The organism is Roseovarius sp. CH_XMU1461 (assembly GCF_037027165.1).
GTDB lineage: Bacteria > Pseudomonadota > Alphaproteobacteria > Rhodobacterales > Rhodobacteraceae > Roseovarius > Roseovarius nubinhibens.
Map to the genome: position 1 here is coordinate 940,371 of NZ_JAYMDV010000001.1, position 21,672 is coordinate 962,042.

General features: G+C 62.7%; 20 protein-coding genes. 12 read left to right on the plus strand and 8 right to left on the minus strand.

Annotation, left to right across the window (positions count from 1 at the left end):
• Positions 1 to 50 precede the first annotated feature (50 nt).
• Positions 51 to 485, plus strand: a complete 435-nt coding sequence (locus WA237_RS04480) for an NUDIX domain-containing protein (RefSeq protein ID WP_009813348.1) — start codon at positions 51 to 53, stop codon at positions 483 to 485.
• 366 nt (positions 486 to 851) lie between these two features.
• Here WA237_RS04480 and WA237_RS04485 read toward each other — a convergent pair whose 3' ends face one another.
• Positions 852 to 2,129, minus strand: a complete 1,278-nt coding sequence (locus WA237_RS04485; RefSeq protein ID WP_336096821.1) for a PP2C family protein-serine/threonine phosphatase — start codon at positions 2,127 to 2,129, stop codon at positions 852 to 854.
• Positions 2,130 to 2,275: 146 nt separating this feature from the next.
• Between WA237_RS04485 and WA237_RS04490 the strand changes: the two genes are divergently transcribed.
• Entirely contained in the window at positions 2,276 to 2,599 is a 324-nt protein-coding gene (locus WA237_RS04490; RefSeq protein WP_336096822.1) for an Hpt domain-containing protein, read from the plus strand.
• Here the strand turns inward: WA237_RS04490 and ilvA are convergent.
• Positions 2,596 to 3,831 carry a threonine ammonia-lyase IlvA gene (gene ilvA, locus WA237_RS04495; RefSeq protein ID WP_009813351.1) on the minus strand — a complete coding sequence of 412 codons (1,236 nt, stop codon included), beginning with the start codon at positions 3,829 to 3,831 and terminating at the stop codon, positions 2,596 to 2,598. The two genes, WA237_RS04490 and ilvA, sit on opposite strands and share 4 nt — an antisense overlap.
• 139 nt (positions 3,832 to 3,970) lie before the next feature.
• On the opposite strand from ilvA, the gene WA237_RS04500 reads away from it, so the two are divergent.
• The 4 genes from WA237_RS04500 to dctP all read left to right on the plus strand — a co-directional run bounded on the left by WA237_RS04500 (position 3,971) and on the right by dctP (position 8,496).
• Positions 3,971 to 5,197: an argininosuccinate synthase gene (locus WA237_RS04500; protein ID WP_009813352.1), complete on the plus strand. Its 1,227-nt coding sequence runs from the start codon at positions 3,971 to 3,973 to the stop codon at positions 5,195 to 5,197.
• 371 nt (positions 5,198 to 5,568) lie between these two features.
• A complete protein-coding gene (locus tag WA237_RS04505) occupies positions 5,569 to 6,063 on the plus strand; it encodes a TRAP transporter small permease subunit (protein ID WP_009813353.1) in 495 nt (164 codons plus the stop codon).
• On the plus strand, positions 6,060 to 7,385 hold the full coding sequence (locus WA237_RS04510) for a TRAP transporter large permease (protein ID WP_009813354.1): 1,326 nt from the start codon (positions 6,060 to 6,062) through the stop codon (positions 7,383 to 7,385). The genes WA237_RS04505 and WA237_RS04510 overlap by 4 nt, the downstream gene beginning before the upstream one ends.
• A gap of 37 nt (positions 7,386 to 7,422) precedes the next feature.
• On the plus strand, positions 7,423 to 8,496 hold the full coding sequence (dctP, locus tag WA237_RS04515) for a TRAP transporter substrate-binding protein DctP (protein ID WP_009813355.1): 1,074 nt from the start codon (positions 7,423 to 7,425) through the stop codon (positions 8,494 to 8,496).
• A gap of 59 nt (positions 8,497 to 8,555) precedes the next feature.
• On the opposite strand, the gene WA237_RS04520 is transcribed toward dctP, so the two are convergent.
• On the minus strand, positions 8,556 to 9,275 hold the full coding sequence (locus tag WA237_RS04520; RefSeq protein ID WP_336096823.1) for an HAD family hydrolase: 720 nt from the start codon (positions 9,273 to 9,275) through the stop codon (positions 8,556 to 8,558).
• Between the two features lie 180 nt (positions 9,276 to 9,455).
• Here WA237_RS04520 and msrA point away from each other — a divergent pair, with 180 nt between their 5' ends.
• Positions 9,456 to 10,115 (plus strand): peptide-methionine (S)-S-oxide reductase MsrA, encoded by a 660-nt coding sequence (gene msrA / locus WA237_RS04525; RefSeq protein WP_336096824.1) that lies wholly within the window; start codon positions 9,456 to 9,458, stop codon positions 10,113 to 10,115.
• Here msrA and WA237_RS04530 read toward each other — a convergent pair.
• Positions 10,105 to 10,965: a PfkB family carbohydrate kinase gene (locus WA237_RS04530; protein ID WP_336096825.1), complete on the minus strand. Its 861-nt coding sequence runs from the start codon at positions 10,963 to 10,965 to the stop codon at positions 10,105 to 10,107. The genes msrA and WA237_RS04530 overlap by 11 nt on opposite strands.
• Positions 10,966 to 11,003: 38 nt before the next feature.
• Complete coding sequence (locus WA237_RS04535) at positions 11,004 to 13,259, minus strand: NADP-dependent malic enzyme (RefSeq protein WP_040618361.1); 2,256 nt, start codon at positions 13,257 to 13,259, stop codon at positions 11,004 to 11,006.
• 156 nt (positions 13,260 to 13,415) lie between these two features.
• Between WA237_RS04535 and mutS the strand changes: the two genes are divergently transcribed.
• On the plus strand, positions 13,416 to 16,040 hold the full coding sequence (mutS, locus tag WA237_RS04540; RefSeq protein WP_336096939.1) for a DNA mismatch repair protein MutS: 2,625 nt from the start codon (positions 13,416 to 13,418) through the stop codon (positions 16,038 to 16,040).
• A 139-nt stretch (positions 16,041 to 16,179) separates the two neighbouring features.
• Here mutS and WA237_RS04545 read toward each other — a convergent pair whose 3' ends face one another.
• Positions 16,180 to 16,740, minus strand: a complete 561-nt coding sequence (locus WA237_RS04545; RefSeq protein WP_009813361.1) for a nucleotide exchange factor GrpE — start codon at positions 16,738 to 16,740, stop codon at positions 16,180 to 16,182.
• 11 nt (positions 16,741 to 16,751) lie between these two features.
• Complete coding sequence (gene hrcA, locus WA237_RS04550; protein ID WP_216015388.1) at positions 16,752 to 17,816, minus strand: heat-inducible transcriptional repressor HrcA; 1,065 nt, start codon at positions 17,814 to 17,816, stop codon at positions 16,752 to 16,754.
• A 121-nt stretch (positions 17,817 to 17,937) separates the two neighbouring features.
• Here hrcA and rph point away from each other — a divergent pair, with 121 nt between their 5' ends.
• Genes rph through WA237_RS04570 form a run of 4 tightly spaced genes read left to right on the plus strand, consistent with a single transcriptional unit; the run spans position 17,938 to position 20,768 of the window.
• On the plus strand, positions 17,938 to 18,654 hold the full coding sequence (rph, locus tag WA237_RS04555) for a ribonuclease PH (protein WP_336096826.1): 717 nt from the start codon (positions 17,938 to 17,940) through the stop codon (positions 18,652 to 18,654).
• Entirely contained in the window at positions 18,647 to 19,255 is a 609-nt protein-coding gene (rdgB, locus tag WA237_RS04560; RefSeq protein WP_336096827.1) for an RdgB/HAM1 family non-canonical purine NTP pyrophosphatase, read from the plus strand. The genes rph and rdgB overlap by 8 nt, the downstream gene beginning before the upstream one ends.
• Positions 19,248 to 20,405 (plus strand): radical SAM family heme chaperone HemW, encoded by a 1,158-nt coding sequence (hemW, locus tag WA237_RS04565; protein WP_442970240.1) that lies wholly within the window; start codon positions 19,248 to 19,250, stop codon positions 20,403 to 20,405. Before rdgB ends, hemW begins: the two co-directional genes overlap by 8 nt.
• A gap of 3 nt (positions 20,406 to 20,408) precedes the next feature.
• Positions 20,409 to 20,768 carry a YbaN family protein gene (locus WA237_RS04570; RefSeq protein ID WP_336096940.1) on the plus strand — a complete coding sequence of 120 codons (360 nt, stop codon included), beginning with the start codon at positions 20,409 to 20,411 and terminating at the stop codon, positions 20,766 to 20,768.
• Here the strand turns inward: WA237_RS04570 and WA237_RS04575 are convergent.
• Positions 20,737 to 21,654, minus strand: a complete 918-nt coding sequence (locus WA237_RS04575) for a ParB/RepB/Spo0J family partition protein (protein WP_336096829.1) — start codon at positions 21,652 to 21,654, stop codon at positions 20,737 to 20,739. The two genes, WA237_RS04570 and WA237_RS04575, sit on opposite strands and share 32 nt — an antisense overlap.
• Positions 21,655 to 21,672: the final 18 nt, after the last annotated feature.

A 21,672-nucleotide genomic window follows, 5' to 3' on the forward strand; every position in this document is an offset into this window, starting at 1 on the left:
CGTCTAGATAGGAAGGGGCAAGCAATGCTCCAAGGGAAAGGTGGCAATTCATGCGGCGGGTCGGCGAAGCGGTACATCCTGACATCACCTATAAACTGCGCCCCGGCGCCTATGCGATCCTGCCCCATGGCAGTGGCGTGCTGCTGACCCATCAGGACCGGCCCGAGCCGGAATTGCAGCTCCCCGGCGGCGGCATCGACCCCGGCGAATCGCCCCTGCAGGCGCTGCACCGCGAGGTCTTCGAGGAAACCGGCTGGCGCATCGCCGCGCCGCGCCGCCTCGGCGCCTATCGCCGTTTTGTCTATATGCCGGAATATGATCTCTGGGCCGAAAAGATCTGCACCATCTACGAGGCCCGCCCCGTGCGCCGCCTCGCCGATCCGGGCGAGCCGGGACATACGCCCATCTTCACCGACTGGCAGACCGCGATGACCGAGGTCGCCAGCATAGGCGACCGCATGTTTGTGCAGGATTATTGCCGCTGATCCCGATCTCGGAGTATATCCGCTGGGGTTTATGCAGGTCCCGTAGGCGGTCCCTCATCCCTTCCGATTTCGGCAAACCGTCGGCTTTTTTGTCGCGGCAAACCCTCCGCTTTTGTCTCGGCACCCCGCCCATTCCGATCCCGGCACACCCTGCGCCCTCGTCGACGCACGGCCACATGCTGAAATCTCTCTACCCCTCCGCAATCGTGGCGGGCCCTAACCCTCCACCTCACCGCCAAGGTCAGGCCGCCCGATGGTGCCCCAGCGCCTCGCGCCTTTGCCCGACCCGCGATCAGGCCGATCGCGGGTCTTGATCGAGACCTACCGGGAAAACACTAGCTGCGCCACATCACAAAGAGCCGCGCCTTATCCCTGAAAATACCCTCCTCTGAATTCGAGCAGCACCGCCGAGACATCATCCTCGAACCGGTCCCCCCCGGCGTGATCCGCCAGTTTCCAGATCACCGATTCGAGACAGGCCTGCCCCCGCGTCTGGTTGAGATCACCCAGAATACGCTGCAACCCCGCATCGCCGAGCTGCCGCCCCGCGGGATCGGCGCATTCCACCACCCCATCGGAATGGATCATAAGCCGGTCACCGGGCCCAAGCCGCGCCTCGATCCCGTCATAGCACGCGCCGGGGATGAGCCCCACGGGCAGCCCGCCCTGCCCGAGCAGTTCACAGGCCCCCGACCGGCGCTGGATCACCGGATGCGGATGCCCCGCCTGCGCCAGCCGCAACCGCCCGCTGCCAAGATCAACCTCGGCCAGACAGATCGTGAAATAATGCTCGGTCTCCATATCCTCGAGGCACATGCTGTTGAGCGCCGCCAAAGTGTCCTGCGGCGGCCGCATCGCGAAATGGCCATCCTCGCGGCGGTAGAGGGCGACATTCTGCTCCGGCACGCTCGCCGACAGATAGCCCGCCAGCCGCGCCGTCATCAGCGCCGAACTGATCCCATGGCCCGACACATCGAGCGCATAGATGCCGATCACCTCGTCGCTCACCTGAAACATGCCGACGAGATCGCCGCCCACATGCCCCGCCGATTGCAGCAAAAGAGACACCTGCGCCGCGCCGAAATCGCGATAACGCTCGGCGATCAGCGATTGTTGCAGCTTGCGCGCCTCGATCAGGTCGCGGTCAATCGCATCATAGAGCTGCTGCAACTGATCGAGCGTCTCGGTCACCAGCCGGTTTTTCTCGACCATCTCGCGCTGCATCCGCAGGATGCGTTCGCCTGCCGAAATCCGTGCCCGCAGCTCGCCGCCATTGACCGGTTTGGTCAGGAAATCATCCGCCCCGGCATCGAGCCCCGCCGCCACCTCTTCCTTGTCGCTCTTGGCGGTGAGCAGGATGAAATAGCCATAGCGCGCGCCCGCAAGCCTGCGAAACGCCGAGCAAAACTCCGGCCCGCTCATCCCCGGCATCATCCAGTCGCTGAGCACCAGATCCGGCAGCGCCTCGTCACAAAGCGCCAGCGCCTCCGCCCCCGACCCCGCCTCGCGCACGCGATAGCCCCAGCGCCGCAGCAACCCGCCCGCGATGCGCCGTTGCAACCGGCTGTCGTCGACGATCAGCACCTCCCGAATGGCCGAGCCTTCGGGCAAAACCTCCTCTGTCACGTCCCGCTCTGGTCGCATCACGCCGCCCGTTTGGTTCTACGGCACCGGTATGACAGGCGGCGCTTAACAGGGGGTGAAAGCGGGGCGGAAAAATTGCCGGGCCAGGCTTAGGGATTTGTTAGGATTTCTGCGCGATTGTCGCCGCAACAGAAGCGAGCGACGCCATGATCGATTGGGACCGGGTCACCGAACTGCGCGAGGAATTCGGCGACGGGGATTTTCAGGATATCGTCACCCTGTTCCTCGATGAGGTCGAGGCAGAGCTCGGTTCGCTGCGCGGCACCACCCCGCGCGAGGGGCTCGAGGGCAGATTGCACTCCCTCAAAGGCAGCGCGCTCAACCTCGGCTTTACCGAGTTCGCGGCGCGTTGCCAGGCGGGCGAATCCCTCGCCGCCTCCGGCGCGGCGCAACAGGTCGATCTGGCCGCGATCTGCACCGCCTATGACCGGTGCAAATCGCAATTCCTTTCGGGCCACCCGGGCTCTTAAATCAGGAACTCGGCCAGAACCTCATCCTTGGTGATGTCGCGATAGGCAAAGCCCTGCGCCTTGAGCGCCGCCTCGATCCGCGCGAAATTCTCGGCATGTCCCGTCTCGATCCCGATCAGCACCGAACCAAAGTTCCGCGCCGATTTCTTGAGATATTCGAACCGCGCAATATCGTCCTCCGGCCCAAGGATACTGAGAAAATCCTTGAGCGCCCCGGGCCGCTGCGGCATCCGCAGGATGAAATATTTCTTCACGCCCGAATGCCGCTGCGCCCGTTCCTTGACCTCCGGCAGCCGCTCGAAATCGAAATTCCCGCCCGAGGTGACGCAGACCACCGTCTTGCCCGCGATCTCGTCGCGCATATCCTTGAGCACATCCACCGACAGCGCCCCCGCCGGTTCAAGCACGATCCCCTCGATATTGAGCATCTCGATCATCGTGGTGCAGAGCCGATCTTCGCAGACGAGCCGCGACCGCGCCGGATCAAGATCACGCAGCCGCGCGAATGTCTTTTCACCGATCTGCGCCACCGCCGCGCCATCGGCAAAATTATTGACCTGCGCCAGCCGCACCGGCTCTCCCGCCGCCAGCGCCGCGTTGAGACAGGCACCGCCCTCGGGCTCGACAAGGGTGATCCCCACCCGATCGCCGAAATAGCTCCGCACCCCGGACGACAGCCCACCACCGCCCACCGGCATCACGATCTCATCCGGCAGCCCGCCGAGCTGCGCCTCGATCTCCGCCGCGACCGAGGCCTGCCCCTCGATCACATCCTCGTCGTCGAAAGGCGGCAGGAAATGCCCGCCGATCTGCGCACAATGCGCCTGCGCCGCCGCCAGCGTGTCGTCGAAATAATCGCCGATGAGCTTAATCTCGACACTCTCCCCGCCGAACTTGGCCGTTTTGCCGATCTTCTGCTGCGGCGTCGTCACCGGCATGAAAATCACGCCACGCACCCCGAAATGCTGGCACATGAAGGCGACGCCCTGCGCATGATTGCCGGCGCTCGCACAGACAAACACCGGCGCCTCGCCGCGTGCCATCACCTTGCGCATCGCATTGAACGCACCGCGCAGCTTGTAGCTCCGCACCGGCGTCAGATCCTCCCGCTTGAGCAGGATATTCGCGCCGTAACGCTCGGACAGATGTTCATTGCGCAGCAGCGGCGTCTCCGGGAACACCTCGCGCATCGCGCGCTCGGCGGCGCGGGCCTTATCGATGAAATCACTCATGCCGCTCTGACTGCGCCATTCCCGCCGCCAAGGCAAGGCTTCCGGCCAAAGAATACAGGCGCATACCGGCCCTGACTTGCCGACACCGGCGAAACAGGCTAAGCGCCCATGGATCACGATACGAAAGGGATTCCTGCCCATGTCCGCGCCCAAAAAAGTCGTTCTGGCCTATTCCGGTGGCCTCGATACCTCGATCATCCTGAAATGGCTGCAAACCGAATACGGTTGCGAGGTGGTGACCTTCACCGCCGATCTCGGCCAGGGTGAAGAGCTTGATCCCGCCCGCAAGAAGGCAGAGCTGCTCGGCATCAATCCCGACAATATCTATATCGAGGACATCCGCGAGGAATTCGTCCGCGATTTCGTCTTCCCGATGTTCCGCGCCAATGCGCTCTACGAGGGCCAGTATCTGCTCGGCACCTCCATCGCCCGCCCGCTGATCTCCAAACGTCTGGTCGAGATCGCCGCCGAAACCGGCGCCGATGCCGTGGCCCATGGCGCCACTGGCAAGGGCAATGATCAGGTCCGGTTCGAACTCGCGGCCTATGCGCTCAACCCCGACATCAAGGTGATCGCCCCCTGGCGCGAATGGGATCTCACCTCGCGGACCAAGCTGCTGGAATTTGCCGAGGCAAACCAGATCCCGATCGCCAAGGACAAGCGCGGCGAAGCGCCCTTCTCGGTCGATGCCAACCTCCTGCACACCTCCTCCGAGGGCAAAGTGCTCGAGAACCCGGGCGAAGAGGCCCCCGATTACGTCTATCAGCGCACCGTTTCCCCCGAGGACGCGCCCGACACCGCCGAGATCATCGAGATCGGCTTTGAACGCGGCGACGCGGTGAGCATCAATGGCGAAGCGATGAGCCCCGCCACCCTGCTCACCCGCCTCAACGAGCTGGGCGGCAAGCATGGCATCGGCCGTCTCGATTTCGTCGAGAACCGCTTCGTCGGCATGAAATCACGCGGCATCTATGAGACCCCGGGCGGCACCGTGCTGCTCGAGGCGCATCGCGGCATCGAACAGATCACCCTCGACAGCGGCGCAGGCCATCTCAAGGACAGCCTGATGCCCCGCTATGCCGAGCTGATCTACAACGGTTTCTGGTACTCGCCCGAACGCGAAATGCTGCAGGCCGCCATCGACAAGAGCCAGGAACATGTGACCGGCACCGTCCGGATCAAGCTCTACAAAGGCGCGGCCACCTGCATCGCCCGCTGGTCCGATCACTCGCTCTATTCCGAGGCCCATGTGACCTTCGAAGAAGACGCCGGTGCCTATGATCAGACCGACGCGCAGGGCTTCATTCAGCTCAATGCGCTGCGGCTCAAGCTTCTCGCCGCCCGCAAGCGTCGCCTCGGCAGCTAAGCCCGGCCGCTACGCGCTAATCCACATCAAGGCCCCGCCAGAAACCGCTCTGGCGGGGCCTCTTTTTTGGGCACATGGCTCGCCTTATGGTAGTGCACCCGGATGAGGCCCTTTAGGTCGGTCCGGCAAGGCTCTGACTGAGTCCCGGACTGGCCCCCGGACGGGATCTCACCCCCGCGCCACCCTTGCAAATTTCCGCCAGATGCCCGAAAAAGGCCGCAGCTTGTGTACCATCGCACACAGTAGAAATACGTTAAATCACAGTTATTTATCTGATTTATCACAAATAATTGAACAAGCGTTCACCGAATATCTTGCACTTTGTATACAAAAAGTCCAAGCTCCGCGCGGAGCAGAGGGAGGGGTAAGACATGGTCATCAAAGCCATCGACGGCCTGAATGAAATCACCGGGCGGATCGTGTCGATCTTCGCCGTGTTTTTCGCAGCCATCATCATCTACGACGTGTTCATGCGCTACGCGCTGAACGAACCCACACGCTGGGCCTTCGATGTGAGCAAACAGCTCTTCGGGTTCTACTTCATCATGCTGGGCGGCTATGCGCTGCGCCACAACGCCCATGTCCGCGTCGACATCCTGACCGAGAAATTCGGGGCCGGGCTGCGCCGCATCGTGGCGGTGCTGGGCTACCTGATTTTCTTCTTTCCCTTCACCTGGGTCTTCACCACCCGCAGCTATGAGTTTGCGCTGCGCTCGTGGAACCAGGGCGAAGTGACCTATGGCGCGGTGCAGCTTCCGGTCTACCCGCTGAAAATGGCCATGTGCCTCGCCGCCGCGCTGCTCTTCCTGCAAGGCATCTCGCAGGTGCTCAAGCTCATTCTCAACCACGAGGAGGCCGTCACATGAACCCGGAACTGATCGCCCTTATCATGTTCGGCCTTCTGGTGCTTGGCCTGTTCATGGGTCACCCGCTGGCCTTTGTCCTTGGCGGCACCGCCGTTCTGACCACCTTCATCGTCGGCAAGCCGATGGTGCTCGGCATCGTGATCAACCGGATCTATGGCGATGTGCTCGACAATTACACGCTGATCGCCATTCCGCTCTTTGTCTTGATGGCCAGATTCCTATCGGATTCAGGCGTCACCGACCGCATGTTCGAAACCCTGCGCCTGCTGATGAGCCGGGTCCGTGGCGGTCTCGCCCTCGCCGTCGTCTTCATCTCGATCCTGCTCGCCGCCACCACCGGCATCATCGGGGCCTCGATCACCGTGATGGGCGTGATGGCGATGCGGCCGATGCTCAAATACGGCTATGCCCCGACGCTGACCTCCGGCGTGATCGCCGCCTCCGGCTGCCTCGGCATCCTGATCCCGCCGTCGATCATGCTCATCCTCATGGCCTCCTATTCGCCGCTCTCGGTGGGCGAGCTCTTCGCCGGCGCGATGCTGCCCGGCGTGCTCCTCGGGCTGAGCTATGCGGTCTATGTCTATGTCATCTCGGTGCTGCGCCCCGATCTCGCCCCCATGGTCGAGGCCGAAGAGAAGATCTCGCGCGGCGAGTTGATGCGCATGCTGGTGATCGAAGCCATGCCGCCGCTGGTGCTGATCTTCGGCATCCTCGGCACGCTGCTCCTGGGCATCGCCACCGCGACCGAAGCCTCGGCCATCGGCGCGGCGCTGGCCCTGCTGATCGTGCTGATGCGCCGCAAGTTCGAATGGAAGACCTTCTACAGCGCCATGCTCGAAACCGGCCGCACCTCGGCGATGATCCTCTTCATCGTCGTCGGCGCCACCGCCTTTACCGGGGTGTTCAACATCACCGGCGGCCTGCGCGCGACACAGGAGATCATCCGCACGCTCGATATGGAGCCCTGGATGCTGATGACCATGATGCTCTTCATCGTCTTCATCCTCGGCGCCTTCCTCGACTGGACCGGCATCGTGCTGCTCTCCTTCCCGATCTTCCTGCCGATCATTCAGGAAATGGACGGGGTCAGCCTGCTGTGGTTCGTCGTTCTGATGGCCGTGGTTCTGCAAACCTCGTTCCTGACGCCACCCTTTGGATATGCGCTGTTTTACCTAAGGGCCATCGCGCCAAGCGATGTGCGCACCGGACAAATCATCAAGGGGGTTCTGCCCTTCATCGGGCTGATCGTCGTCATGTGCATGGTGGTGGCACTATTCCCGCCGCTCGTCACATGGCTGCCCGAAACGCTTTACACCAAATAAGTTAACCAAGAGAGGAGAAAGACCAATGGCATCACGTATGATCGCCCTCGCCGCCGCAACCGCTGCGCTTCTGGCGGGCCCGGCCAAGGCCGAGGAAAGCTGGACCATGACCACCACATGGCCCTCGTCGCTCGAACTGATCGAAATGGACAAGCATTTCGTCGAGCTGGCCAACAAGCTCACCAAAGGTGAACTGACCATCGAATTCTTCGAAGGCGGCTCGCTCGTGCCCTCCGGCGAAGTCTTCGGCGCTGTCGAAAGCGGCACCATCCAGGCCGGCGGCGACTGGCCCGGTTACTGGGCTGGCCGTGACGCGGCCTTCTCGGCCCTGGCCACCACGCCGAGCCTCTTCAACGCCGTCGATTACGTCAACTGGATCCAGCAATGGGGCGGTGCCGAGCTCTATAACGAGATCTACGGCCAGTTCGGCATGGTCTACCTGCCCTATGCCGTCACCAACAACGAATCGGGCTTCCGCACCAACGAACCGATCCGCAACCTCGACGACCTGCAAGGCAAACGCCTGCGTCTCTCGGGTCTCGAACAGGGCCGCCTGCTCGAACGTCTCGGCGGCAACCAGGTCTCGATGGCCGGTGGCGAAATCTACCAATCGCTCGAACGCGGCGTCATCGACGGGGCCGAATTCTCGACCCCCAACGTCGACTGGTCCGGCGGCTTCCAGCAGGTCACCAAATACTGGGCAACCCCCGGCTGGCACCAATCGGCTTCGGTCTTTGGCGTCATGATCAACAAAGCCTCCTGGGACGCCCTGACCCCTGAGACCCAGGAAAAACTGAAGATCGCCGCCGATGCCTCGCTGCTCTGGTCGCTGGCCTTCACCGAAAAACGCGCGACCGAGGCCTATGCCCAGTTCGACGACGCGGTGGAAATCAACCGCTATGACGACGAGACCCTGACCAAGATTCAGGAAATGGCCAACGAAGTGATCGTGGAAACCGCCTGCGAGAACCCGAACTCGGCCAAGGTCTACCTGTCGATGGTCGAATATCTCGGCGATTACGCCCAGTGGCGCGATGCCTCGGCCCCGTTCAACCTCGGCCGCACGCCCAACGGTCCCGACGTGGCCGCCCTGCGTGACTGCGTCAAGTAAGCGACGAAAACAGTCTCTGTAAAAGCGAAATGCCCGCCAAACCGGCGGGCATTTTTATGTCAGACGACGATCCTGTTGCGATAGAGCCGCCGATAATAAGGCATCGCCTCCTCCACCAGCGCCCCCAGATCGCCCTCAAGCTCCGGCAGGGGCGCGATCTCGCTGTTGAACCCGGTGCTGCGATGCGCCGTGCCATACCAATGCTTGGCCCAGACCCCATCCGCCGCATGCCCGCCCTTGGGCCAGCTGAGCATCTGCGGCAAAAACTCGATCCCGAGCTCCTCGCAAAGCGCCCGCAGCATCGCCTCCGGCGCCGCGCGAATGTCCTCGCTGTCCACGACGATCGGATCATCCCCCATCGCCCGCGCATAATCATAGAGCTCGACCTGCTGGCGCAGACCAATATCGTCGAGATCGGGGTTTTCCCGCTTCGCCGCATAGCTCGCCACCACCCGCGCCGGATGCCGAATGAGAAACACGTTCTTCACATCGCCGAGCCAATAGCGCGTGATCCCCTCCACCATATGATGCGACATATGCTTTTGATACTGCAGCGGCAGCCGCCCGGGGATCGGCCCAAGCAGCGTCTCGATCACCTCACCGGGGTTCTGCGGCTGGCTGGCAATGATCTCCGGACGCATCGGATGGTTGATGCCGGTCTGTAACAAATAGACCGCATAGAACGGTTCGTCGACAATGTCGCAATCCCCACGGGCACCAAAGGCATACATCATGGCCGTCGAAAGATTCCGAGGGCCAGACCACATTGCAATCCGCATAACTTATTGTTTTCCTTTGGGTTTACTTGGGTGCGAGCGTTAACGTCCCGTTAACCTATCCAATCCGGCTTTGAATGCCAAACTGTAAACTCCCCTCACTAGCCCGTGACCTCACGTAGCTGTGGCTTTTGATTACAGCCCATCCCGGGCAGGCTTGTCACACATCGAAAGGAACACAGGATGACACATATCCACCCTCTCAAGAACGCGACGCTCGCCCTCTCGATCCTGCTGGGCTGCTGGGCCAGCGCCAACCCGGCCGAGGCCGCCGAGACCCGAACGCTCACTGTTGCAGGCGGCTGTTTCTGGTGCGTCGAATCCGATTTCGAATCCGTCCCCGGCGTCTCCGAGGTCGTCTCGGGCTACACCGGCGGCAAGGTGAAAAACCCCGATTACAAACAGGTCACGCGCGGCGGCACCGGCCATTACGAGGCGGTGCAGATCCACTATGACCCCGCCCGCGTCTCGCGCGACACGCTCCTGTCGATGTTCTTCCGCTCGATCGACCCGACCGATGCCGGCGGCCAGTTCTGCGACCGTGGCGCCAGCTATCGCAGCGCGATTTTCGTCTCTAACCCGGCGGAAAAGGCCGCAGCCGAGGCCGCCAAGGCCAAGGCCGCCAAACAGCTCGGCCAGAAGATCGTGACGCCGATCCTCCCCGCCGCCACCTTTTACGAGGCCGAGGCCTATCATCAGGATTACTACAAGGGCACCAAGCTCGTGGTCACCCGCGCCGGCCCCAAGAAACAATCCTCCGCCTATAAATTCTACCGCGAGGCCTGCGGTCGCGATCAGCGCGTGAAACAGCTCTGGGGCAAATCCGCGCCTTTCACGGGCTGAGAAACCTCTCAACCTCCGCCCGATCCGGCACCGCCCCCGCGGCCCCGGGTCGGGTCACTGACAGCGCCGCCGCTGCCGCCGCGAGTGTCATGGCCTCTTCCGGCCCGCGCCCGGCCTCGAGCCCCGCCACGACATAGCCCGCAAAGCAATCCCCGGCCCCGGTGCTGTCCACCGCCTTAACCGCAAATCCGCGCTGCTGCAGACGGGCCTCGCCCTGTCGCCACTCGGCCCCCGCCGCTCCTTGAGTGACCAGCGTCGCGCAGTCCGCAGGGATCGCGATCCCCGCCGCCCCCAGCGCGGCAAATTCGCCTTCATTTAGTAATAACAGAGACACATATGGCAACACCCGGCACAGCGCTTCGGCCTCAAAGGGTGCCGCCGAATAGGCCACCTGCACGCCACGCGCTTGGGCAAGCTGCGCCGCCTCTTGCTGATGCGAGGTCTCGTTTTGCAGCAAGAGCCAATCCCCCGGCCCGGCCTGACCCAGCGCCGCTTCGATCCGCGCCAGATCCTGCCGCGCATTCGCCCCGGCAAAGACCGTGATCACATTCTCGCCCTTGGCATCGACATGGATGATCGCATGGCCGCTTGGCCCCGCATCCTGCGCCACATGGCGGCACTCCACCCCGTAAGAGGCGAGCTCTGCCAGGCACCAATCGCCCTCCGCGCCGACCATGCCAATATGGACCACCCGCGCCCCGGCCCGCGCCGCCGCGACCGATTGGTTCGCGCCCTTGCCGCCGAGACCCCGGCGCATCTCCTGCGCCACAATGGTTTCGCCGGGCCGGGCCAGCCGCGCCACCCGATAGGTGACATCGGCATTGATCGAGCCGAGACAATAGACCGTCACCGCCGCCCTCTTTCCGATATCGGGCGGCGGCGCATGGCTTAGCCCACCTTGCAGGCGGCCAAAACCGCCATGTTGAGGATGTCATTGGCCGTCGAGGTCGAGGAACAGATCTGGATCGACTTGTCGACCCCGGCCAGGATCGGCCCGATCACCGTCGCCCCCGCCATCTCCTGCATGAGCTTGACCGAGATCGACGCCGAATGCCGCGCCGGCACCACGAGGATATTCGCAGGCCCAGTGAGCCGCTGGAACGGATAGCTCTTCTGCGCCTGCAGATTGAGCGCCACATCAACGGTCATCTCGCCTTCGAACTCGAAATCGACCCCGCGCGCCTCGAGCACATTGGGCGCCAGATGCATCTTCTCCGACCGCTCCGACCGGGGATAGCCAAAGGTCGAAAAGCTGACGAACGCCACCCGAGGCTCGAGCCCGAGATGCCGCGCCACCCCGGCCGACCGCTCGGCGATATTGGCGAGATCGGTCTCATCCGGCCATTCATGCACCAGCGTATCGGCAATCAGCACGACCCGCCCCTTATGCATCACCGCCGTGACGCCGACCGCGCCATGTTCCGCATCCGCGTCAAACACATGGTTGATCAGGTCGAGCACATGCGAGCTCTTGCGCGTCGCCCCGGTGACGAGCCCGTCGCCATGCCCATGCGCCAGCATGAGCGAGGCAAACACATGCCGATCCCGCGCCGCCAGCCGATGCACATCATGCCGATCATGGCCCTTGCGCTGCAGCCGCTTGTAGAGAAACGCCTTATATTCCGCCAAATGCTCGGTATTGGCGGCGTTGACGATCTGCAATTCGCTCACCGCATCGCCAAGCCCGCTCGCCTCGAGCTTGGCCTTCACATCCGCCTCGCGCCCGACGACCAGCGCCTCGCCGAACCCGGCCCGCTGATATTGCACCGCCGCGCGCAGCACCTTGGGATCGTCGCCCTCGGCAAAGATCATCCGCGCCTGCGCCGCCCGCGCCCGCGCATTGATCGACCGCAGCATGCTCGCCGTCGGATCCATCCGCGATTTGAGCGTCAGCTCATAGGCCTCCATATCGACAATCGGCCGCCGCGCCGCACCCGTGTCCATACAGGCCCGCGCCACCGCCGGCGGAATCGTATGAATAAGCCGCGGATCAAACGGCGCCGGAATGATGTAATCGCGCCCGAAACTCATCTTGCGCCCATAGGCCATGTCGACCTCATCGGGCACATCTTCCCGCGCCAGCCGCGCCAACGCCTCGGCACAGGCGATCTTCATCTCGTCATTGATCGCCCGCGCATGCACGTCGAGCGCCCCGCGAAACAGATAGGGAAAGCCCAGAACGTTGTTCACCTGGTTCGGATAATCGCTCCGCCCGGTGGCCACGATGGCATCGCTGCGCACCTCATGGGCCTCTTCCGGCGTGATCTCGGGATCGGGGTTCGCCATGGCAAAGATCACCGGATCCTTGGCCATGCTCTTGACCATCTCCTGCGTCACCGCCCCCTTGGCACTCACCCCAAGGAACACATCCGCCCCCACCATCGCCTCTTCGAGACTGCGCAGCTCGGTCTTCACCGCATGGGCCGATTTCCACTGGTTCATGCCATCGGTGCGACCCTGATAGATCACCCCGCGCGTGTCACAGACGATGCAGTTCTCATGCCGCGCGCCCATGCTCTTGAGCAGCTCGATACAGGCAATCCCCGCGGCCCCCGCCCCGTTGAGCACGATCTTCACATCCTCGATCTTCTTGCCCGACAGATGCAGCGCATTGATCAGACCCGCGGCACAGATCACCGCCGTCCCATGCTGATCGTCATGGAACACCGGAATATCCATCACCTCCTTGAGCCGCTGCTCGATGATGAAACATTCCGGCGCCTTGATATCTTCGAGGTTGATCCCCCCAAAGGTCGGCCCCATGAGCCGCACCGCCTCGATAAATTTCTCCGGGTCTTCGGTGTCGAGCTCGATATCGATGCTGTTCACATCCGCGAAGCGCTTGAACAGAACCGCCTTGCCCTCCATCACCGGCTTGGACCCGAGCGCCCCGAGATTGCCAAGACCCAGAACCGCCGTGCCATTGGAAATCACCGCAACGAGATTGCCCTTGTTGGTATAATCATAGGCCGTCTCGGGCGCCGCCGCGATCGCCTCGCAGGGCACCGCCACACCGGGCGAATAGGCCAGGCTGAGATCGCGCTGCGTGGTCATCGGGACCGTGGCGGTGATCTCGAACTTGCCGGGCGTCGGCTCAAGGTGAAAGGCCAGCGCCTCTTCGCGGGTAAACTTGGGTTTCGACATGTCGTTCGCTTGTTCCAGAAGGTCGGTTTCCCAATCCTTATCCGCGCCCCGCCCCCACGACAACCATAACCCCCCTTTCGCCCCCCTGCCCGCATCGGTAAATTGCCCCGAAACCGGGGGGCAGACGTGACGGCACAAACCGCAACCGTAACGCCGATGATGGCGCAATTTCTGGAACTCAAGGCAGGCTATCCCGAGGCGCTGCTGTTCTATCGCATGGGCGATTTCTACGAATTGTTCTTCGATGATGCCGTCGCCGCTTCCGCCGCGCTCGACATCTCGCTGACCAAACGCGGCAAGCATCTGGGCGAAGACATCCCGATGTGCGGCGTGCCGGTCCATGCCGCCGAAGGCTATCTGCTGACGCTCATCCGCAAAGGGTTTCGCGTCGCCGTCTGCGAACAGATGGAAGACCCCGCCGAGGCCAAGAAACGCGGCTCGAAATCCGTGGTCAAGCGCGACGTCGTGCGGCTCGTCACCCCCGGCACCCTGACCGAAGACAGTTTGCTCGAGGCGCGCCGTCACAATTTTCTGGCCGCTTTCGCCAATGTTAGAGACACATCTGCCCTCGCCTGGGTCGACATCTCCACCGGCGCGTTTCACGTCATGCCGCTCGCCCCCGCGCGGCTCGGCCCGGAACTGGCGCGGCTCGCCCCGGCCGAGGTCATCGTCGCCGACGGGCTGACCCGCGACATGGCCGAGATCATCGAGGAAAGCGGCGCATCGCTCTCGCCGCTGGGCGCCGCGTCCTTTGACAGCACCGGCGGCGAAAAACGCCTCTGCACCCTTTTTGGCACCGCCTCGCTCGACGCCTATGGGCAGTTCACCCGCCCCGAGCTGGCCGCCATGGGGGCACTGGTCGATTATCTCGACATCACGCAAAAGGGCAAACTGCCCCTGCTCCAGGCCCCAAAACAGCTGAACCAGGGCGGCGCGATGCAGATCGACGCCGCCACCCGGCGCAATCTCGAACTGACCCATGCGCTCTCGGGCGGGCGCGCTGGCTCGCTCTTGTCGGTGATCGACCGCACCGTCACCGCCGGCGGCGGCCGCCTGCTGGAACAGCGGCTCTCAAGCCCCTCGCGCGATCTGCAAACCGTGACATCGCGGCTCGATTCCGTGTCATTTGCGCTGGAACAGTCTCGATTCTCGGATCAGCTCCGCGACATGCTGCGCCGCATTCCCGATATGGATCGGGCGCTGTCACGGCTCGGGCTCGACCGCGGCGGCCCGCGCGATCTCACCGCCATTCGCAACGGGCTCGACCATGCGGCCCAGATTGCCGCCCTGCCCCGTCCCGACGATATGCCGCGCGACATTTCCGCGGCCCTCGCCCGGCTCACCGGCCATGACGACTTGCTCGACCTGCTCGATCAATCGCTGGTGGCCGAGCCGCCGCTTCTCGCCCGCGACGGCGGCTTCATCGCCCCCGGCTTTGACGAAGAGCTCGACGAGTGCCGCAAGCTCCGCGACGAAGGCCGCAGCGTCATTGCCGCCATGCAATCGGAATATGCCGAGCTGACCGGGATTGCCTCGCTCAAGGTCAAGCACAACAACGTGCTGGGCTATTTCGTCGAGGTCACCGCCACCCATGCCGACAAGATGCTGTCGGAGCCGCTCAATCAGACCTTCAAACATCGCCAGACCACCGCCAATCAGGTGCGCTTTACCACCGTGCCCCTGTCCGAGATGGAAACCCGCATCCTGAACGCGGGCGGACGCGCGATCGAGATCGAAAAGCGGCTCTATGACACGCTGAAACGCGCCATTCTCGACCGCTATGCGCAGGTCTCCGACAGCGCCGCCGCGCTGGCAGAGCTCGATTTGCACAGCGCGCTCGCCACGCTGGCCCGCGAATTGGACTGGTGCCGCCCCAAGGTCGATGACAGCCGCGCGCTCCACATCACCGCAGGCCGTCACCCGGTCGTGGAACAGGCGCTGCGCGCAGGCTCCGGCGCGCCGTTTATCGCCAATGATTGCGATCTTGGCGGCGAGGCCGACATCTGGCTTCTCACCGGCCCCAACATGGCGGGTAAATCGACCTTTCTGCGGCAGAATGCGCTCATCGCCATTCTCGCCCAGATGGGCAGTTTCGTCCCCGCCGCCTCGGCCCATATCGGCCTTGTCAGTCAGGTTTTCAGCCGCGTCGGTGCCTCTGACGACCTCGCCCGGGGCCGCTCGACCTTCATGGTCGAAATGGTCGAAACCGCCGCCATTCTCAATCAGGCCGATGATCACGCGCTGGTCATCCTCGACGAAATTGGCCGCGGCACCGCCACCTATGACGGGCTCTCCATCGCCTGGGCCACGCTCGAACATCTCCATGAGGTAAACGGCGCGCGCGCCCTCTTTGCCACCCATTACCACGAGATGACGCGCCTCTCGGACCGGCTCGCCCGGGTCGATAACGCCACCATCGCGGTCAAGGAACATGATGGCGACGTGATCTTTCTGCACGAGGTCCGGCGCGGCGCGGCGGATCGCTCTTACGGGGTACAGGTGGCCAAGCTCGCGGGTCTCCCGGCCACGGTGGTCGAACGCGCCCGCGTCGTGCTCGAAGCGCTGGAGAAGGGCGAACGCGAAGGCGGCACCACCCGCGATACGCTGATCGACGATCTGCCGCTCTTCTCCGCCGCCCCGCCACCGCCCGCCGCCGCGCCCAAATCCTCGGGCCCCTCGGCTTTGGAGACCCGACTGTCGGAGGTGCTGCCCGACGCGATGAGTCCGCGCGAGGCGCTCGATCTGATCTACGAGCTCAAATCCCTGCTCGATCCGAGTTAGACCGCACGGCGCTGTAAGAGTCTCCGGCGGGATTTTGCCCGAAATCCATACTGTCGCGTTACCGACGCAATACCGACGTGTCACCGAAACGAAAAAAGCGGCCTCTGGGGCCGCTTTAATCTTTTGATTCGCTGGGACGTTACTGGGTGTTCGACGACACGCCCACCTGCGCCGGACGCAGGATCCGCTCGTGCAGCATGAACCCCTCGGCCGAGACCTGAATGATCTCCCCCGCCTTGGTCCCCGGCACCGGTGCCTCGAACATTGCCTCATGCAATTGCGGGTCGAACTTGTCGCCAACCTGCGGAGAAACAAGGGTAATCCCGTGTTTCTGGAACACGCTGAGCAGCTCGCGCATGGTGAGCTCGATCCCCTCGATCAGCGCCTTGGCGATCTCTTTTTGCTCATCCGTCGCCGCTTCCAGCGCCCGTTTCATGTTGTCATAGACCGGCAGGACATCCCGCGCCAGCCGCGTGCCGCCATATTGCTCGGCATCCCGCCGCGCCTTGTCACCCCGTTTCCGGGCATTCTCCGCATCCGCCAACGCCCGCATGAACTTGTCCTGCAGCGCGTCCCGCTCGGCCCGCAGAGAGTCGATTTCTGCTTGTTCGTCAGTGACTTCTTCCAGCTCGGATTCCATCTCTTCGGCCAATGCCTGGTCAATATCATCCAGGAATTCGTCGTTCTTGGGCTCTGCCATCTCTTACCTCTTCACCCGCGGTCGGAAATCAGTTTCCCGACCAGCTGTGCCGTATAATCCACGATCGGTACGATGCGCCCATAGTTCAGGCGTGTAGGCCCGATGACCCCGACCGCACCGACGATCTTTCGATCAGCGTTCATATATGGAGACACCACCAAAGAGGAACCCGAAAGTGAGAAAAGTTTGTTCTCCGAGCCAATAAAAATGCGCACACCCTCGCCCTCATCGGCCAGTTCGAGGAAATCGGCGATGTCCCGCTTGCGTTCCAGATCGTCAAACAATTCCCGAATTTTCTCGAGATCCGCCTGATCCCCATCCGCCGCCAAAAGGTTCGACCGGCCGCGCACGATCAACCGCTCCGGCGCATCCCCCTCGCGGTCCCAAACCGCCAGCCCGCTGTCGACAAGCTCGCGCGCGAGCACGTCGATCTCTTGCCGTCTTGCGTTGATTTCCTTGCTGAATCGGGTCCGCAAATCACTGAGCGTCTTGCCCTCGATGAGCGCGTTGAGGAAATTCGCGGCCTCCCGCATCGAGCTCGGCGTTTGCCCCGGCGGCGGGGTGAAAATCCGGTTCTCGACATTGCCATCGGCAAAGACCAGTACCACAAGCGCCCGATCCTGGGCGAGACTCACGAACTCGATATGCTTGATCGGCGCCTCATGTTTCGGCGCAAGAACCAGCGACGCCCCCCGCGTCACCCCCGACAGGGCCGCGCCCACACGGTCAAGCACATCCGTCACATCCTGACTGTTGCCCGTCACCGTCGCATCGATCATTTCGCGATCCGCGTCGCCGAGATTGCTCACCTCGAGCAGCCCATCGACGAACATCCGAAGCCCCTCTTGCGTCGGCAACCGCCCCGCCGACACATGCGGCGAGCTCAGCAATCCGAGATATTCGAGATCCTGCATCACGTTGCGCACCGTGGCCGCGCTGATCTTTTCCGACATCTCCCGCGTCAGGCTGCGCGAGCCCACAGGTTCGCCATTGAGGAGGTAGGAATCCACGACGCGCCGAAAGACTTCGCGCGAACGATCGTTCAACTCTTCGAGTATTTTACCTGCATCCGACATCTGTTTGTCACCATGGCTCGCTGGGTTGCCATTAAAACCGGTGGTCTTCCGAGGTCAATCACCCTTCCAATCTTGGCCTGACAAAGGTATTTGCGGATTGAACAATTACAAGGATGATCCCATGCGCCCCTCTGGCCGAGCTCTCGACGAAATGCGCCCTGTTTCCATTGAAACGGGGGTCACGAAACACGCCGAAGGCTCTTGCATGATGCGTGTGGGCGACACCCATGTGCTCTGCACCGCGACCATCGAAGACCGCGTGCCGCCCTTTATCAAGGGGTCGGGCCTCGGCTGGGTCACCGCCGAATACGGCATGCTCCCCCGCTCGACCACGAGCCGCATGCGTCGCGAGGCCTCTGCCGGCAAACAAGGCGGCCGCACCGTCGAAATTCAACGTCTGATCGGTCGCTCGCTGCGCGCCGGTGTTGATCGCGTGGCCCTGGGCGAGCGTCAGATCACCGTCGATTGCGATGTCATTCAGGCCGATGGCGGCACCCGCTGTGCCTCGATCACCGGCGGCTGGGTCGCGCTCAAACTCGCGGTGCAGAAGCTGATGAAAGCGGGCGATGTGACAAGCGATCCGCTCGTCGATCCGGTCGGCGCCGTGTCCTGCGGCATCTATGCCGGGCAGCTCGTTCTCGATCTCGACTATCCCGAAGACAGCGAAGCCGGCGTCGATGGCAATTTCATCATGACCGCCTCTGGCCGCATGATCGAGGCCCAGATGAGCGCCGAAGGCTCGACCTTCACCCGTGACCAGATGACCGGCCTGCTCGACCTCGCCGAAAAGGGCGTTCAAGAGCTGGCAGAGCTGCAAAGGGCCGCTGTGAATGCGTAAATTCTCTGACGACCGGCTGTTGGTGGCCACGCATAACGCGGGCAAGCTCGAAGAGATCGCGCATCTTCTCGAGCCTTACGGCGTGTCGGTCGTCGGTGCTGCCGAGATGCAGCTTGGGGAGCCCGAAGAGACCGAAGACAGTTTCGTCGGCAACGCCCGGATCAAGGCCCATGCCGCCGCCAAGGTCACCGGCCTGCCCGCGCTCGCCGATGATTCCGGTCTCTCGATCGAGGCTTTGGGCGGCGCGCCCGGCGTCTATACCGCCGATTGGGCCGAAACTCCCGAAGGCCGGGATTTCGCCATGGCCATGGGTAAGGTTCATGATCTTCTCCAGAACGAACAACATGCCAAACCCTGGCGCGCCAAATTCTGCTGCACGCTGGTGATCGCCTGGCCCGATGGTCATGACGAAGTGTTTGAGGGCATCGCCCCCGGCGAGATCATCTGGCCGCCGCGCGGCGATCAGGGCCATGGCTATGACCCGATCTTCCTGCCCGAAGGTCATGAGATCAGCTTTGCCGAGATGGACCGCTGGGAAAAGAACCGCATCAGCCACCGCGCCGATGCCTTTGCCAAGCTGGTACAGGGCTGTTTTGACTGAGGATTGGCAACAGGGCGGCTTTGGTATCTATGTCCATTGGCCGTTTTGCCAATCGAAATGCCCCTATTGCGACTTCAACAGCCATGTCACCGCGTCGATTGATCAGGACGCTTGGCTTGAGAGCTATCTATCTGAAATTAAACGATATTCTGAGCTATTGCCGGGGCGAGTCGTCAACTCGATCTTCTTCGGGGGCGGCACGCCGAGCCTGATGCAGCCACATGTTGTCGGCGGTGTGATCGACGCGATTGGCAAGGGCTGGACCCTCGCCAATGATGTCGAGATCTCGCTCGAGGCAAACCCCGGCTCGGTCGAGGCCGGGCGCTTTCTCGGCTATCGCGAGGCGGGGGTAAATCGCATCTCCATGGGCATTCAGGCGCTCAATGACCCGGATTTGCGCCGTTTGGGCCGTCTCCACAGCGTCTCGGAGGCGCTTCAGGCCTTCGATGTGGCCCGCCGCACCTTCTCTCGCGTCAGCTTTGACCTGATTTATGCCCGCCAAGACCAGACTCTGGCCGATTGGGAGGCGGAATTGTCCCGCGCGCTCGGCTATGCGGTCGATCATCTCTCGCTCTATCAGCTGACCATCGAGCAAGGCACCGCCTTTGGCGACCGCTACAATCGCGGGCTGCTCAAGGGTCTGCCCGCCGATGACAGCGCCGCCGATATGTATGATCTGACCCAAACCATCTGCGCCGATCATGGCATGCCCGCCTATGAGATTTCGAACCATGCCGGCCCCGGCGCGCAATCGCGGCACAATCTGATCTACTGGCGCTATGGCGATTATGTCGGCATCGGCCCCGGTGCCCATGGCCGGATCACGGTTGGCGGTCGTAAATTCGCGACCGAGGCCCATCGCGCCCCGGGTAAGTGGCTCGCAGAGGTCAAGAACGGCTCGGGCGACAGTGCCAAGAATGAAGTGATCGGGCCGGAACAGGGTCTGGAATACCTGTTGATGTGCCTCCGCCTGACGGAAGGTCTCGACCGGAATCGCTATCGCGCCCTCGCACAGCGCGACCTTGATCCCGATACCCTCACAGAGCTGCGCGACATGGGCATGATCCTGGCCGATGACCAGAACCTGCGGGTGACCGAAAAGGGCCGCCCCGTCCTCAATGCGATTCTCGCTGAATTGGCAGGAGATTAAGTGGTGCGTGCGATCTGGCTGATCCTCGGATGCCTCGCCGTCGCACTCGGCGCCATCGGCGTGGTCCTCCCCCTACTCCCGACAGTGCCGTTCCTATTGCTCGCGACCTTCTGCTTCGCGCGCTCTTCCGACCGGCTACACGATTGGCTTCTCACCCATCCGCGCTTCGGCCCGCCGATCCAGGATTGGCAGGCCCACGGCGCCATCAGACGACGGGTCAAACTCCTCGCAACAGTCTCTATTGCGGCGGTTTTGGCGATTTCTCTCGGGCTGAAGCTCCCCGCGCATCTGATCATGATCCAGATGGCGGTGCTCTCTCTCGTCCTGCTTTTTATATGGACGCGTCCGGAAGGCCCGCGCTGAGCAAAGAGCACAGCGCATCAAGCTGATCCAGATCGCTGTAGGTCAGCGTAATCTTACCGCCACCCGACGCCCCGATGTGATCGATCGAGACCTTCATGCCCAGATTGGCCGAAAGATCCCCCTCGAGCGCCCGCGTATCCGCATCCTTCGCCGACACTTTGCGCGCCGCAGGCTTGGCCTCGCCCTCTGCCGATTTGCTCGCCGACTTCACCAACGCCTCGGTCTGACGCACCGAAAGCCCCTTGGAAATCACCTGTTTCGCAAGCTTCTCAGCGTCGTCCGAAGTAATCAGCGCCCGCGCGTGCCCCGCGCTGAGCTGGCCTTCCGACAAAAACCCCTGAACCGCTGGCGGCAGTTGCAGCAGGCGCATCGTATTGGCGATATGGCTGCGGCTTTTGCCGAGCGCCTGGCTCAGCTTGTCCTGCGTATGGCCGAATTTCTCCATCAGCTGCGCATAACCCGCGGCCTCTTCGACCGGGTTGAGATCCGCCCGCTGAATATTCTCGATTATCGCAATCTCAAGGACTTCCGTGTCGTTAAATTCCTTAATAACGACAGGCACTTGATGCACTTTCGCCCGCTGGGCTGCCCGCCAGCGACGCTCGCCCGCGACAATCTCGAAATGACGGTCCTTGCTCGGATGGCTGCGCACAATCAGCGGCTGGATAATCCCCTTTTCCGCGATCGAATTGGCCAGATCTTCGAGCTTTTCCTCGTCAAACCGACGCCGCGGCTGATCGGGATTGGGCAAAACGAGATCAATCGCCACCATACGATCCGGCGATCTCGGCTGCTCGGCCGTGGTCGTTGAGGCATCCCCAACATCCGCCATCAAGGCCGAAAGACCCCGGCCCAACCCGCGCTGTTTGCCTTTTTTATCCGCCATGACCCACCTCTTTAGTTC

Excerpts from the sequence above, each read along its gene's own strand:
- WA237_RS04480 (WP_009813348.1), top strand. The coding sequence starts at position 51 with ATGCGGCGGGTCGGCGAAGCGGTACATCCTGACATCACCTATAAACTG.
- WA237_RS04485 (WP_336096821.1), bottom strand. The coding sequence starts at position 2,129 with ATGCGACCAGAGCGGGACGTGACAGAGGAGGTTTTGCCCGAAGGCTCG.
- WA237_RS04490 (WP_336096822.1), top strand. The coding sequence starts at position 2,276 with ATGATCGATTGGGACCGGGTCACCGAACTGCGCGAGGAATTCGGCGAC.
- ilvA (WP_009813351.1), bottom strand. The coding sequence starts at position 3,831 with ATGAGTGATTTCATCGATAAGGCCCGCGCCGCCGAGCGCGCGATGCGC.
- WA237_RS04500 (WP_009813352.1), top strand. The coding sequence starts at position 3,971 with ATGTCCGCGCCCAAAAAAGTCGTTCTGGCCTATTCCGGTGGCCTCGAT.
- WA237_RS04505 (WP_009813353.1), top strand. The coding sequence starts at position 5,569 with ATGGTCATCAAAGCCATCGACGGCCTGAATGAAATCACCGGGCGGATC.
- WA237_RS04510 (WP_009813354.1), top strand. The coding sequence starts at position 6,060 with ATGAACCCGGAACTGATCGCCCTTATCATGTTCGGCCTTCTGGTGCTT.
- dctP (WP_009813355.1), top strand. The coding sequence starts at position 7,423 with ATGATCGCCCTCGCCGCCGCAACCGCTGCGCTTCTGGCGGGCCCGGCC.
- WA237_RS04520 (WP_336096823.1), bottom strand. The coding sequence starts at position 9,275 with ATGCGGATTGCAATGTGGTCTGGCCCTCGGAATCTTTCGACGGCCATG.
- msrA (WP_336096824.1), top strand. The coding sequence starts at position 9,456 with ATGACACATATCCACCCTCTCAAGAACGCGACGCTCGCCCTCTCGATC.
- WA237_RS04535 (WP_040618361.1), bottom strand. The coding sequence starts at position 13,259 with ATGTCGAAACCCAAGTTTACCCGCGAAGAGGCGCTGGCCTTTCACCTT.
- mutS (WP_336096939.1), top strand. The coding sequence starts at position 13,416 with ATGATGGCGCAATTTCTGGAACTCAAGGCAGGCTATCCCGAGGCGCTG.
- WA237_RS04545 (WP_009813361.1), bottom strand. The coding sequence starts at position 16,740 with ATGGCAGAGCCCAAGAACGACGAATTCCTGGATGATATTGACCAGGCA.
- hrcA (WP_216015388.1), bottom strand. The coding sequence starts at position 17,816 with ATGTCGGATGCAGGTAAAATACTCGAAGAGTTGAACGATCGTTCGCGC.
- rph (WP_336096826.1), top strand. The coding sequence starts at position 17,938 with ATGCGCCCCTCTGGCCGAGCTCTCGACGAAATGCGCCCTGTTTCCATT.
- rdgB (WP_336096827.1), top strand. The coding sequence starts at position 18,647 with ATGCGTAAATTCTCTGACGACCGGCTGTTGGTGGCCACGCATAACGCG.
- WA237_RS04575 (WP_336096829.1), bottom strand. The coding sequence starts at position 21,654 with ATGGCGGATAAAAAAGGCAAACAGCGCGGGTTGGGCCGGGGTCTTTCG.